The organism is Corynebacterium auriscanis (assembly GCF_030408435.1).
In the GTDB taxonomy this organism is placed as follows: domain Bacteria; phylum Actinomycetota; class Actinomycetes; order Mycobacteriales; family Mycobacteriaceae; genus Corynebacterium; species Corynebacterium auriscanis.
This window is the reverse complement of the sequence record NZ_CP047046.1, coordinates 69,115-81,756: the sequence shown is the minus strand read 5'-3', so window position 1 is coordinate 81,756 and position 12,642 is coordinate 69,115. Positions and strand designations below refer to the sequence as shown.

General features: G+C 55.2%; 13 protein-coding genes. 6 read left to right on the top strand and 7 right to left on the bottom strand.

From position 1 onward, the window contains the following. Positions 1-112 precede the first annotated feature (112 nt). The 6 genes from CAURIC_RS00350 to CAURIC_RS00325 form a co-directional block, all read right to left on the bottom strand. Positions 113-1,393 carry an RHS repeat-associated core domain-containing protein gene (locus CAURIC_RS00350; RefSeq protein ID WP_290182891.1) on the bottom strand — a complete coding sequence of 427 codons (1,281 nt, stop codon included), beginning with the start codon at positions 1,391-1,393 and terminating at the stop codon, positions 113-115. A 1,621-nt stretch (positions 1,394-3,014) separates the two neighbouring features. After that, entirely contained in the window at positions 3,015-3,431 is a 417-nt protein-coding gene (locus CAURIC_RS00345; protein WP_156963482.1) for a hypothetical protein, read from the bottom strand. Next, positions 3,409-4,083 (bottom strand): RHS repeat protein, encoded by a 675-nt coding sequence (locus CAURIC_RS00340; protein ID WP_290182888.1) that lies wholly within the window; start codon positions 4,081-4,083, stop codon positions 3,409-3,411. Before CAURIC_RS00340 ends, CAURIC_RS00345 begins: the two co-directional genes overlap by 23 nt. 431 nt (positions 4,084-4,514) lie before the next feature. Next, the gene (locus tag CAURIC_RS00335; RefSeq protein ID WP_035116404.1) at positions 4,515-4,913 is read right to left on the bottom strand and encodes a hypothetical protein; all 399 of its coding nucleotides are present in this window, start codon (positions 4,911-4,913) and stop codon (positions 4,515-4,517) included. A gap of 3 nt (positions 4,914-4,916) precedes the next feature. Then, on the bottom strand, positions 4,917-5,585 hold the full coding sequence (locus CAURIC_RS00330) for a hypothetical protein (protein WP_290182885.1): 669 nt from the start codon (positions 5,583-5,585) through the stop codon (positions 4,917-4,919). Between the two features lie 17 nt (positions 5,586-5,602). Then, positions 5,603-6,724 carry an RHS repeat-associated core domain-containing protein gene (locus tag CAURIC_RS00325; protein WP_290182882.1) on the bottom strand — a complete coding sequence of 374 codons (1,122 nt, stop codon included), beginning with the start codon at positions 6,722-6,724 and terminating at the stop codon, positions 5,603-5,605. A gap of 8 nt (positions 6,725-6,732) precedes the next feature. On the opposite strand from CAURIC_RS00325, the gene CAURIC_RS00320 reads away from it, so the two are divergent. The 6 genes from CAURIC_RS00320 to CAURIC_RS00295 all read left to right on the top strand — a co-directional run bounded on the left by CAURIC_RS00320 (position 6,733) and on the right by CAURIC_RS00295 (position 11,072). Then, on the top strand, positions 6,733-7,758 hold the full coding sequence (locus CAURIC_RS00320) for an RHS repeat-associated core domain-containing protein (RefSeq protein WP_290182880.1): 1,026 nt from the start codon (positions 6,733-6,735) through the stop codon (positions 7,756-7,758). Between the two features lie 13 nt (positions 7,759-7,771). Beyond that, positions 7,772-8,356, top strand: coding sequence for a hypothetical protein (locus CAURIC_RS00315; protein WP_290182878.1), 585 nt, complete (start codon positions 7,772-7,774; stop codon positions 8,354-8,356). 40 nt (positions 8,357-8,396) lie between these two features. Next, positions 8,397-8,777, top strand: a complete 381-nt coding sequence (locus CAURIC_RS00310; protein WP_172644120.1) for a DUF1877 family protein — start codon at positions 8,397-8,399, stop codon at positions 8,775-8,777. 328 nt (positions 8,778-9,105) lie between these two features. Further along, complete coding sequence (locus CAURIC_RS00305) at positions 9,106-9,864, top strand: RHS repeat-associated core domain-containing protein (protein ID WP_290182876.1); 759 nt, start codon at positions 9,106-9,108, stop codon at positions 9,862-9,864. Positions 9,865-9,885: 21 nt separating this feature from the next. Continuing rightward, the gene (locus CAURIC_RS00300; RefSeq protein WP_035116417.1) at positions 9,886-10,713 is read left to right on the top strand and encodes a hypothetical protein; all 828 of its coding nucleotides are present in this window, start codon (positions 9,886-9,888) and stop codon (positions 10,711-10,713) included. A gap of 80 nt (positions 10,714-10,793) precedes the next feature. Continuing rightward, complete coding sequence (locus CAURIC_RS00295) at positions 10,794-11,072, top strand: RHS repeat-associated core domain-containing protein (RefSeq protein WP_353959082.1); 279 nt, start codon at positions 10,794-10,796, stop codon at positions 11,070-11,072. Positions 11,073-11,083: 11 nt separating this feature from the next. Here CAURIC_RS00295 and CAURIC_RS00290 read toward each other — a convergent pair whose 3' ends face one another. After that, positions 11,084-12,436, bottom strand: a complete 1,353-nt coding sequence (locus CAURIC_RS00290; protein WP_290182870.1) for an IS256 family transposase — start codon at positions 12,434-12,436, stop codon at positions 11,084-11,086. Positions 12,437-12,642 lie beyond the last annotated feature (206 nt).

Here is a 12,642-nt window from a genome sequence, read left to right as displayed (position 1 = left end):
CGGGTCATTGAGTCTGCGTTCTCACTCAGCATTTTCTTATTTAGTTCCGCGGGCATCATACGCGTTCCGAAACGGTTTCCATGTTGCAGTGCTCGGGTGTCTAGATTATTAGTCATTCCAATGTACTGCATCTCGTTGCCGGTTTTGTCCATATAAGAGTAGACATAAGCGTCCGTGTTCCTTCCGTTAAGCCAGACTTGCACAGCTGATCGGTCTTTCGCTGGAACTCCAGCATCCTTAAGCTCATTGAGGCTAACCTATGGCACTTCAACCCCAGTACGTCGACCCAGTGTGCTGCGTGGTCAACATACCCCTGCCCAGACGCCACCCGAGGCGCTAACCCCAACGGGTCCTGGGCGTTATACGAACCCACAACCGGCTGGTAATACCGAAACCGGTTATACACCCACCCCGACTCCGCATCCTCATACTGACCGGCAAACAACAACGGACTCGACACCCCACCGCACCAGGTCCGCTTCCCATACAAACTCTGCGTCACCCGGCCTTCTACCTGTCCGGTTGCCGGATCAATAATCTCCTGCGGAGCACCAGCTACATCAGCCACCAGGGCATAAAACCTCGCATCCACCCGCGCCTGGGACCACCCCGATGCCATCGCACCTTCTGGGTGACCTGCCCTGCCGGCCGTGCCTGCCACACCCAATACCTGCGAACCACCACCAGCAGGTCCCTGGCCGCACCGGGCCTCGAGATACCCACCATCACCAGTAACACCATCACCACACCGGCCAGCACGATGAGCAGTAGCACGACCAGCAGCCCCACCCCCAGCAGCCACAGTGATCTGACCGATCACCTCACCAGTGGCCGGATCAACCGACCACACCAACCCACACCCCACACGCCCAGGATCCCCCGTATCCACCGTGGTCACCACCGCCGCTAACTGATTGCCCGTATGAGCACACACCTGCCGACACACCACCTGACCCGTCGCAGTATCAACGACCTCTTTCGCCACACGCCGGCCCACCCCGTCATACACATAGCGATACCCCACCCCCGGGACATCGGAAGAACAAAACCCCACAGGCTGTTGCCCCGTGGCATAAAAAAACTGATGCACCAACGGCTTTTTACCCAACCGCTTCGTCACCGTCTGCACCACACGACCAGCCGCATCGTACACAAAACTCGTCCGCCCCACCCGCGTAGGCAACCGACGATGAAACTCCACAACCCCATCATCTGTCGAAACCAACACACCAGCCGGGCTCAACCCATACTCCTCCCGCCCCACCACCGCCGAGGGCCCATCAACACCACCAACCACACCACGTGAACCAACCACCGACACCCCACCACCACTGGTCTGCCCACCACGGATCCCACCACCGGCAGCCCCATCACCTAACACACTACGGGTCACACCCGTCGCACGGCCTGCAGAATCACTGGGGTAGATGTTCCATTACCCGCCCCCTTGGAAAGGTTCTATTTTCTTTATACCGACGCCACGCTCACTCCTGCTGACGCAACACCCCTAGGCCAATAACAACTACACACCTTCGCCGTCACGGGAAAATTCATTCGCCTCGCCGGGCATGGCCCTTCTGCCGACCGTTACTGACCTGCCCTGAGTTTTGTTCTAGGGGTTTACCCTGTTCACATTCCTGATATTTGATCTTGGACCCACAAGGAGGCTTCGACCTCAGCTAGAGTTCTCGTATCCGAGGAAGGACTTGGAGTCCTGGCTAGTTCCACCATGGCGCCCACTCAAAAGTTGAAATTCCGACGTCAGCCACCCCGCCCCATCGTCGGGTATGGATCAGAGCATTCTGGTAGGAGTCGTCGACGTTTTCGATCAGCGCGTTGACCTACGAATCCTCATGGGCTCTGTTAACGAGACAGTTTCCGCATCCGCAAGCCTATCGTTATGGGCGACGCTAACTTAACTCTCGAACAATGGTCGGAATGATGCACGAAACCAGCTATTCATCTCGCTAACACGAGAGCCTGATTCAGCGTCTCCAACGGCAGGGCTTCGGTGCGCATCGTATCCGGCAAGGCCCGTCCAACAATCGTGTAACAAGATTCATCCGTCACGAACCACCCGTCAACGAACCCATCAGTCGTACGAACGGAAGTGATATCTACCACCCCCAACCAGTTTGGCCCGCCAGCCTTGAAAACTGCGTCTGACCATATCAGAGCGTACAGCGCCCGGCTGGGCTTTTCCCACGTCGTCACCGGCTATCGTCCCGTAGCCTTGAGCTGAGTCCCACTAGACACAGAAAAGCGGGCAGTGTGCTCACGCCCGAGGCTGACTCCCTCGCGCTTGAATGCGTGCCACGGCTTACGGAGACCAGCAGCACCGTTATTGCGTGGGGGAATCTCCGTGACGCACTCGATCAAAACGGCATTACACCCCGCGCGCTGATTCTGGCAGCCTGGACTGCCGATAACCACGAAAAGTGACAAAACCGCCGCACGGTGGGTGGCCATCGTCTGGCGCATGAGCTCAACAGAGAAACGATCCCGGTGCCCATCAACGAACCAGATAATTTATTGCGTCTTGGGTGGAGTTCCACGGTGAAAAGCTCGGTGCGGCTTTCAACAACTAATTCGTGTCACAAAGCTCCTAGATTTGCCGCTCAACGTGGCATTCACGGCGAAGACGAAACTCCCATTCTGAGTGGGAAGACCATGCCGGCGGGCCTTTTGAACCTACTGGAGGGCGGTAAGGTGGGACATTTCACGCTTCGGTGCGACCACCTAGTACGCGCCTTTGGAGGGAAACGCTTTCTCTCAGGATGCGATCCTCGATTAAAGGGGCCACACAACCTTTCGCATCCTGATAATACCTGGTGGGCATGCTCCAGATTTCCCCATGTACACAAACGAAACAGAATCTCAGTCAAAGGATTGCCAGTAGCGGTAGACGTTCCCAGAACGGTACCAAGGTTGATGTCTACAACCGTTCGGTTGCGGGGGTCCCGACTTACTCTGAATGTTCGGGGGCTTGGAGCTGATCAACGAAAATGAATGATCTAGCCGACTTCGACGTTGGGGTGATACCAAGAAAGCCCAACCACCTCTTCGTTGTCTAAATTAACGGAGAGTTTTAATGAATCAGAGACGATAGCCTTGCTATGCAGGTGAAAGTCATCGGAAATGTTCATCAATTGCTTCTCAAGTTCGGGAACATCCGAATTTTTGATTTTCACCCTTTCGAAAGAATCATCGTCGTCGATGCTAAGCAAGGTCACACTATAGAGGTGGGGCTGACTCGCTAAACGAGATATAGAAACCTGACGCGGCGACCGCCCAAGCAAGAGTGTTCCTGAGATGTTTTCTCCGATAGGAGATGACATGTCAATGACATCAGCTAATCGTTGTCGTAAGACTCCAAAATCTGCGGTAACGGGAAGACTGCGCAACCCCTCACGCGAGAAATCCAAATCCATTCTCCTTCCAATCAAGGTAGCTATTGAGTGCCTCTAAAGGTCTGTCGGTTCCAATATGGTCGGGCATCTGCTCGATACGAATTAGTTCATCGAGCACTAGGTCATCCATGCGATCATTAGCGATCATATCCGATTCATATTGTCTGTAAATACGACCAAACTGACCTTGGGCACCATGCGAGAGGGTCATCTTGTGAGCGCCTTTTTCCATTTGAATCGCTGGCGCATAGGCCGGATCGAATCCGTTCGCTTTTAATGCCTCCTGGCTGATTATATGGTGGCGCTCGGCAGCCCCACCCTGGAGATTCGCAGTTTCCAATCGAGCATATGGACCGCCTCGTAGGTAACCACGGTCTGTTGCGGAAATCGTGCGCTTGTGCGCCATCAACCCCAGTGCGTCTACCCAGTGTGCTGCGTGGTCAACATACCCCTGCCCAGACGCCACCCGAGGTGCCAAACCTAACGGGTCTTGGGCGTTATACGACCCCAACACCGGCTGGTAAAACCTAAACCGGTTATACACCCACCCCGATTCCGTATCCTCATACTGGCCTGTAAACAACAACGGACTCGCCTGGGCCCCCACCCACTTGCGTGTGCCATACAAACTCTGCACCACCTGGCCGGCAACCACACCCGCACTATCTGCCACATCCAGTACGCGTGAACCACCACAGCCCAACCAGCCCTAGCCACACCAGGCCTCGAGCACCCCCCATCACCGGTGAGCCCATCGCTACAGCTGCCGCCATAGAAAGGCCTTTGTAGTCTCAGGCATCTTTCCGACCACAGTCCGCCGGTCATGTCAGCGCCATCATCCAACAGCAGGCTTGCGGATACGGAAGCTATCCCAGCGACAAAAGCCGTCGGGGACTGGTACGACAACACCCTAGCTGGCAAACGTCCACGCCCCCTCTAACAACGAGGTCATCCCCAATCGACACCGCGACGGCACCGTCGCCGCAGTGCTCGTGTGTCGCAGGTGTACACCTCGACGCCGAAGGGGTGGCACGCGTCGTGATGCCCCAGCCGGTACTACGTAAACCCACGTCACACCCCGCCGGGGCGGGGACACAGGCGTGGTTAAGGGGCAAGTTTACGACCGTCGGGGAAGTGGATAGTCGTGGTATCGCTGATATCGACGAAAGCTAAACCACGTTGGCTGGTGATAGTGGTAACCGCCTCGATCGCTTCTTCAGCATCAGCCCAGTCGAATGCGATGTAGAGGAAATCTGTGCCGATAGTGTACTCGGTGACGGGGTCGTCGGCTTCCTCGTCATCTTCATCGATATCACTGTTGATATCCGGGAACGTCGATGCCAGCTGCGTGTAACATTCAGCGATAGCCGGGCAAGAACCATTCGTGCTGTCATGGTTGCTTGACTGATCCCATTGCGAGGTGTTGTCGAACCACTGCATGAACTCGTCATGGGTACCAGTCGGCACCGTCGCGGGATCGATCACAACAATGTCGTAACTCATCGGTTAAGAATCCTTTCGGTGGGTCTCAATGTAGTCGGCCAATGTCCGGGTCGCGTGCTGCACGTCTTCCTCAGTCGTGGTTTTGTTCGGGTAATCCCGAATATTCTGAGGGTTGAGCTTGTGATACCAATCCGTGGTCTCCAGAAGACGTTGGGCTTCATCCCACTGTTCCAAATGGAGGAGAATGAGCATGTCAGAAAACGGAAAACCATCGACTTGCCAGTACTTACCGGCCTTAATGGAGGGCCGGAAATCCGTGGCGGCCGTCAGCTCGGCCTCAATACCCGGCAGCGCGTGTGCCGTCATAGCGTAAAACTCATCCCAATACGGCCCAGCACCAGAAGCCTCAAGCGGTTCATAATCTGGTAGCCAAGTATTGTTATTGGCTTTGCATGTTAACGCTGCCCCCTTACCAATTCCAATGGGTTTACCCTTTTTAGAATTGGGTAGGTGCAAGGATGCATGAAAGCTGGCTAGTTTTGGAAAACGCGCGCTAAAGCCAATTCGTGTATCGAAGATGTCTGGAGACAACGCAATAGGATCGCAGTCGAAGTAGATTTCTAGATCCGGTCCGAGAGTTTTAACCCAGGTGGGTTCTTTGCATTTTTCTCGACTGTATCCTCGCTCGGCAAACCACGCGTCTGCTTCAGCAAAGAGTTTGGGCGCTGCCATATGAATCCGTTCCTTTCCTATGCGATTTTACCGAGTAGAATCCCTAGCATTTCTACGTGGCTGGCCTGATCTAAATAGAAGGTATGAAATTGCCCTTGCAACAAGTCTGACATGCCGACACGGAGCGGAGTTAACTTTCGCGGCCCCCTGGAACGCATTTCCACGGCACCACCGTCCTTGGCGAGTTCATCGCGTACCAGCTGTTGCCCTTCGGTGAGCTTAGCATTTCCACTTTTGATCTCGATGAAGTGGAATTGCCCATCATTACCACGGACAATAAAGTCAGCTCGGCTATTCTTCCACGATCCGTCCGCGCGATAAACACGGGTGGTGACCTGGTCTGCCCAATTTTCTCTTCCCATTTTTCTACGAATCATTTCTTTTGCTGTTTGTTCGAATCTTTCACCGGTAGTCTTGTTGTCCCGGATACGGGACATCAGCCCCAGTGCGTCTACCCAGTGTGCTGCGTGGTCAACATACCCCTGCCCAGACGCCACCCGAGGTGCCAAACCTAACGGGTCTTGGGCGTTATACGACCCCAACACCGGCTGGTAAAACCTAAACCGGTTATACACCCACCCCGATTCCGTATCCTCATACTGGCCTGTAAACAACAACGGACTCGCCTGGGCCCCCACCCACTTGCGTGTGCCATACAAACTCTGCACCACCTGGCCGGCAACCACACCCGTCGTCGGATCAATAATCTCCTGCGGAGCACCAGCCAAATCAGCCACCAGCGCATAAAACCGGGCATCCACCACCACCTGCGACCACTGTGACACCGACCGACCATCCACACCACCACCAAGGCCACCACCAGGGCCACCACCTAAGCCATCACCTGGCTGGTCACCTGACCCCGCACCCACACCACCAGCAGCACTAGTAGTGGTGGCGGTATGTGCTGGTGTGGGCACACCCTTAGCCGCACCAGACAGGTCGTGTTGACCACACCGGGTCTCGAGCACACCCCCATCACCGGTAACACCATCCCCACACCGACCACCCACACCACCAGCAGTCGCCGCGGCGGGGCTGGCAGCGGATCCACCACCACACCCACCAGCAGCAGTAGTAGTCGTGGTGGTGGGGGTGAGAGTGACCTGACCGATCACCTCACCGGTCGCCGGATCCACTGACCACGGTGGATACGGGCGATGCTGGGCGTGTGGGGTGTGGGTTGGTGTGGTCGGTTGATCCGGCCACTGGTGAGGTGATCGGTCAGATCACTGTGGCTGCTGGGGGTGGGGCTGCTGGTCGTGCTACTGCTCATCGTGCTGGCCGGTGTGGTGATGGTGTTACTGGTGATGGTGGGTATCTCGAGGCCCGGTGCGGCCAGGGACCTGCTGGTGGTGGTTCGCAGGTATTGGGTGTGGCAGGCACGGCCGGCAGGGCAGGTCACCCAGAAGGTGCGATGGCATCGGGGTGGTCCCAGGCGCGGGTGGATGCGAGGTTTTATGCTCTGGTGGCTGATGTAGCTGGTGCTCCGCAGGAGATTATTGATCCGGCCACCGGACAGGTAGAAGGCCGGGTGACGCAGAGTTTGTATGGGAAGCGGACCTGGTGCGGTGGGGTGTCGAGTCCGTTGTTGTTTGCCGGTCAGTATGAGGATGCGGAGTCGGGGTGGGTGTATAACCGGTTTCGGTATTACCAGCCGGTTGTGGGTTCGTATAACGCCCAGGACCCGTTGGGGTTAGCGCCTCGGGTGGCGTCTGGGCAGGGGTATGTTGACCACGCAGCACACTGGGTCGACGTACTGGGGTTGGCGAGCCATGTGAAAAATAAGCAGCTGCAACGCCAGATCGATGCGCTGACCCCGCAGCAGAAGGGTGCTTTGGGTGAGTCCATCGCGAAGGATACATTCGACGGCAGCTTCATGAAACGAAATCCGCGGACCACCTATAGGGGTATCAGCGGTAAAACCCGTATCACTGACATTACGCTTTGGGACGATTCAATTGTGGAGGCGAAGTTCGTCAAAAAGCAAGGGCTCACCTCGCAGCTGAAAGATGGCATAGCTCAAGCACAAGAAAAAGAAGCTGCGTACCATTTGGTGACGGCCCCGGAGACGAAGCTGTCTGGCCCGTTGCAGACGGCGATCGCGGAGGGACAAGTGGTGCATCACACCATGTCAGAATCTGCGATTGCCCGAACTATTACGACGCTATAGAAAGGGAGACACAATGGATATCCCCAACCCATATGAGCCTGAAGACCCGGCGATTGAACAGCAGATCATCGCTGAGCTGAGGGAGGTCAAACCGGATTTTTATCAAGACCCGGACAGCATCATTGATGATGTTACGGAGGCAAAACGGACGTTCACGCCGGCGCAGAAGCGGCAGTTCATTGCCCAGCATCGGCATAAGGCTGAACGCCCGTTGGATGAGTGGTCTCGGTCGTATATGGGCATGCTTATTAATCTGGGTGCGAAGGATTTGGATATCACCCATGCGGTGGATGAGATGTTGTTCTACATCGACTCTGGTGGGGATCGCCGCGCCATCCGTAGGATCGTTGAGGCTGATACGAACCTCATGATTTACAACATTCATCCGAAGAATTTCGATCAGATTAATCGGTTTTTGAAGGCCACTAGCGTCCATGAGCCGGAGATTCTTTATGAGTGGCAGGGAACGCTGATTGCATGCGGGGTGAAGAAGAAGGCGTTTCGTGAGCATCCGGAGTTCCAGTGGGTCACAGACACCGCGTATGCTACTGATCCGCGGTTTAAAAAAGACATTGAAAAGATGTCGAAAAGTTCGTGATTCTGCTTCCTGCTTTTAACGTGAAAGGTTTGTGATTGTTGTGTTGATCCCTAATTATTTTCCGATTACTGCTGATCAGTACGCTGAGTTGGTTTCGACGGATGAGGATACTGCGGTGGATCTGGCGATGGAGTGGATGGAAGACGAAATTAACGGCCCGGGTGCCGATATTGATAAGGCCGCTGATGAGTTGGCCGCGGCGTTGTCTGACTGGGATGCGCGTCAGGCGGTTATTGGTGTGAGGTTGTTGTGTGAGGATCCGGCGTTGTATGTGGCGTCGGTGGAACAGACCGCTGGGTTGGCTCGGGCGTTGGCTGGGGCCACTGTTGATGGGGATACGGACGCTGATTTAGAGACCCTGACTGAGTTGTACACTACGGCGGTTGATAACGGTCACGCCACCGCCATTTTGTATAACTAATCACCCACCGTGTGCCGCTGCCCCAATGGTTGGGGAGGGGAGGTGCATCCTCTCTCTACATCACCGAGGGGGCTCGGGTGCTGCCCACCGGTGGGGTTGGTGGTTGTTTCCGTGGTGGCAGGGGGTGTATTTGAGTTGTTGGCTTGCGGTGCCGCGTTCATAGGGGTGAAGCGAGGCGTCGATATAGAAGAAGGCAATGCCTGCAGGCGGCGGGTAAAAGAACATCGACCCCAGTGAGGCTGCAGGTCATACAACGGATGTGACCCGTAGGGTGTGGCGGGTATCTGGTGTGTCGCCAGCGCGGGTGGATGCGAGGTTTTATGCTCTGGTGGCTGATGTAGCTGGTGCTCCGCAGGAGATTATTGATCCGGCCACCGGACAGGTAGAAGGCTGGGTGACGCAGAGTTTGTATGGGAAGCGGACCTGGTGCGGTGGGGTGTCGAGTCCGTTGTTGTTTGCCGGTCAGTATGAGGATGCGGAGTCGGGGTGGGTGTATAACCGGTTTCGGTATTACCAGCCGGTTGTGGGTTCGTATAACGCCCAGGACCCGTTGGGGCTAGCGCCTCGGGTGGCGTCTGGGCAGGGGTATGTTGACCACGCAGCACACTGGGTCGACGTACTGGGTTTGAAGTGCCACGAGGTTAGCCTCAATGAGCTTAAAGCTGCTGGAGTTCCAGCGAAAGACCGATCAGCTGTGCAAGCCTGGCTTAACGGAAGGAACACGGACGCTTATGTCTACTCCTATATGGACAAAACCGGCAACGAGATGCAGTACATTGGAATGACTAATAATCCTCTTGCTCGGGCAGGCCAGCACGGTAGTCGCTTTGGGACCGATATGCAGGTTGCGAAAATGGATCAGACCAAGCTCAGCTCGGGCGCAGATTCGCTGACCCGACGCCAAGCGAGATCCCTTGAAGAGCTTGAAATAGATGCGCTACATATGCAGAAGGATGGTAGCCAGTTACTGAATGCTCGACACGAAATTTCGCCAAGGGGAGTCGCTCCCCTGCATTTACGGCAAGGCGCCATCTTGTGGGCTCGGCACATGGTTGATACCGGAGCAGTCAAAGTTGTCGGTCTTTAGGCCTAAATATCGGAGATCAATATGTCTTATCAAATCGTAGTTTCAGACGCACACAAATCAGTCCGTCGATCTAATGACATCCACCTTGGCCTTAAAGTAAGAAATGGATATCTCGATGCGTTCTTGTTGAGGGCGAAGTATCACACCGGTTTTGGTTTTCTCATGGGGATACCCTTGACTTCTAATAATCTTTTAATTCTAGGGGTTGCGGGCAGCGGGAAAGCTTCTACCATGAAAAAAGATGAGAATGAATGGATAATTCCGCCCTTCTGTCTGCAGCATTCATCTCTGGGAAAACACGGCGCGTTTAAGCGAATTGCCCAGCTACAGACTGGAGACTATGCTTTCGATCCAGATAACACTGCGATTCTAAGTGATGCGGCAATCTACGATCCAAACACGCGACAGTTTGTTCCGAGAGAAGTCTTGGACGGAACATGTCCAAGTGGCCACACAGTGACACTCAACAGAGAAAAATGGTCGATTGAAATGTTCGTGTCAGGCATGGCCGTTCGCGCGGCCAGTGCCGAAGAACGAACTTTGCCGTTGGTTCCGTGGACGGTATTTTCATTGAGAAGCCTAGACCTGTGGATCGAGCAATTCAGATGTTGGTGCCTAGATGCCCCCCATACCCACACAGGCAAGCACAGACGAGGATTAACCCAACCTTTTTTTCCAGACTCCTTACTACCAGTTTCCACACTAGATCAGGTGGAGTTACTCCAGACCAAGACGGCTGGTCGGATGGTGCAGACGGCGCGTAAGCGGTTGGGTGAAAAGCCGTTGATGCATCAGTTTCTATGCCACCGCGCAGCAGCTTGTGGGCTGTGGTTCGGTGTGGTCGGTTGATCCGGTTACTGGTGAGGTGATCGGTCAGAACACTGTTGCTGCTGGTGATGGGTGTGGGGTGACTACCTCGGCTAGGCCGGGTGGCGCAGAGTTTGTATGGGAAGCGGACCTGGTGCGGTGGGGTGTCGAGTCCGTTGTTGTTTGCCGGTCAGTATGAGGATGCGGAGTCGGGGTGGGTGTATAACCGGTTTCGGTATTACCAGCCGGTTGTGGGTTCGTATAACGCCCAGGACCCGTTGGGGTTAGCGCCTCGGGTGGCGTCTGGGCAGGGGTATGTTGACCACACCCCACCCGCCCAGGATCCCCCGTATCCACCGTGGTCACCACCGCCGCGGGCGTGTCAAGTTTTTTGTGTGTGATGGTTTGTTTTCTAGATGTATGGGGCGAATCGGTCGGGGTAGGCGACGATCATTTGGTTGAGTGCTTCCATCCAGCCGACGGTTGTTCTCCCTTCGATTATGCGTCCTGATTTATCTGGTTTCGGTGCCCCTTTCGCTTTCTTTGCACGCTTGAGTGCTCGCTTGTCTTCGATCGTGCAGATCGTCAACCACAGTGCTTTTACTGCAGCGATATCGTTGGGGAACTGGATGCGATTGCGGGTGGCTTTACGCAGTTCACTATTGAGTGATTCGATCGCGTTGGTCGTGTAGACCATTTTCCGCACCTGCGGGGTGAACTGCAGAAACGGTACAAACCTCTCCCAGGCGCGTTCCCATACCAAGACAGATTGTGGGTATTTCTTACCGAGTTCACTGTCAGCAAACCGGTTAAGCGCGCTGCGTGCTTCGGTCTCATTGACTGCCGTGTAGACCTCTTTTAGCGCGGCGGAGACGGCTTTGCGGTCACCGTAAGCGACGTATTTGTTGGCGTTACGGATCAGATGCACCACACAGGTCTGCACGAGTGAATGCGGCCAGGTTGCTTCAATGGCTTCCGGCAGACCTTTAAGTCCGTCACAGGCAACGATGAAGACGTCTTCGCTTCCGCGGTTGGCTAGTTCTGCGCATACCCCTGACCAAAACGATGCACCCTCATTGGCGGCAACCCAGATGCCGAGGATGTGTTTGATTCCGTCGAGGTCAATGCCTACAGCAATGTGGGCCGCTTTGTTGACGACTCTGCCACCGTCGCGGACGTTGATGCGGATGGCATCCAAAAACATGATGGGATAAAACGCATCCAGCTTGCGGTGCTGCCACTGCATGACGGCATCCAGCACCGAATCGGTGACGTTGCTGATCGTCTCATGGGACATATCCACCCCATAGGAGGTGTGAATATGGTGCTGGATATCCCTAATCGTCATGCCGCCGGCATACAAGGACACGATCATGTCATCCAGCTCTGTAATCCGACGGGCGCCTTTGGGAACCATTCGCGGGATAAACGAACCATCACGATCACGGGGAATGTCAATCTCGATCGGCCCGTAGTTCGTATCGACTGTTTTTGAATAACTACCATTGCGATGGTTTGTCTGCCCCGCAGCGGCCTTTGCCGTACGGTCACCGGATTCATAACCCAGGTGCGCCTCCATTTCAGCGGCCAGGCCGCTGTTGATCGATGACTGCAGCACCCCGCGGACAAGCGCGTTGATGTCGCCATCGGCAGCCTGGGCTAGCTCACCTATCAGTTTCGATAATTCCGGGCTCGCCATGATCCTGTTGGAAACAGCCTTAACCTGATCAGCGTTCTGATGTTTCTTCGGAGACATAGTTGTCATAATGGTTCATCCTTCAGACTATGTGGTGGAACCCCCCACACAAACCATCTGACACCCTCTCGACGGGCTCATGGCGCACAGGCGCACGATTTCTGCAACGGACCGCGGATATCTACGAGGTGGCCCATATACCCGATAGAAAATCACAAATCTCCAGGGTGGACCCGCACTCTCACTCCCGCGGTTCCACCTTCCGAATCAATAGG

Bases quoted from the DNA above. Each gene is read 5' to 3' on its own strand.
- CAURIC_RS00330 (WP_290182885.1), bottom strand. From the start codon at position 5,585: ATGGCAGCGCCCAAACTCTTTGCTGAAGCAGACGCGTGGTTTGCCGAG.
- CAURIC_RS00345 (WP_156963482.1), bottom strand. From the start codon at position 3,431: ATGGATTTGGATTTCTCGCGTGAGGGGTTGCGCAGTCTTCCCGTTACC.
- CAURIC_RS00300 (WP_035116417.1), top strand. From the start codon at position 9,886: ATGTCTTATCAAATCGTAGTTTCAGACGCACACAAATCAGTCCGTCGA.
- CAURIC_RS00290 (WP_290182870.1), bottom strand. From the start codon at position 12,436: ATGACAACTATGTCTCCGAAGAAACATCAGAACGCTGATCAGGTTAAG.
- CAURIC_RS00315 (WP_290182878.1), top strand. From the start codon at position 7,772: ATGGATATCCCCAACCCATATGAGCCTGAAGACCCGGCGATTGAACAG.
- CAURIC_RS00335 (WP_035116404.1), bottom strand. From the start codon at position 4,913: ATGAGTTACGACATTGTTGTGATCGATCCCGCGACGGTGCCGACTGGT.